At 46.9% G+C, this 429-nt stretch carries 1 protein-coding gene; it reads right to left on the bottom strand.

From position 1 onward, the window contains the following. Positions 1–429: methyl-accepting chemotaxis protein (locus ACYVRA_RS09250; protein ID WP_461252409.1), on the bottom strand; the 429-nt coding region annotated here is incomplete at both ends.

Genomic DNA, 429 nt, shown 5'->3' with positions numbered 1-429 from the left:
GGATTTCATCGGCGACTACGGCAAAACCCTTGCCGATTTCTCCGGCGTGAGCCGCCTCAATCGCGGCATTCATCGAAAGCAGATTGGTCTGGCTTGCGATACTGTTCATCACCGAATTTATTTCCAAAAGCCCTTCGGAATCATGGGCTATTTCCCCTATTTCCTGCGCGACTGTCTGGAGTCCTGTTTTACCGTTCTCTGACGCTTCGACTAAAACGCCAACGTTCTTGCTGTTTTCTGCAAGCGTCTGGGTTACCGAGTGAATGTTAGCTGTCATTTCTTCAATGGCTGAAGACGACAAATTTACGCTTTCAGTCTGTTCTTCTATCATTTTGTTAAGGCTGTCAATATTAGCTTTAATATCACCTACCGCCTTGCCGGCTTCTTCAGCGCCGTTTTCCTGCTTGACCATAAGATTTTCCATGTTGT

Source organism: Treponema sp. R8-4-B8 (assembly GCF_054786175.1).
The sequence above is the reverse complement of the archived record's forward strand: the minus strand, read 5'-3'. Positions and strand labels throughout refer to the sequence as shown.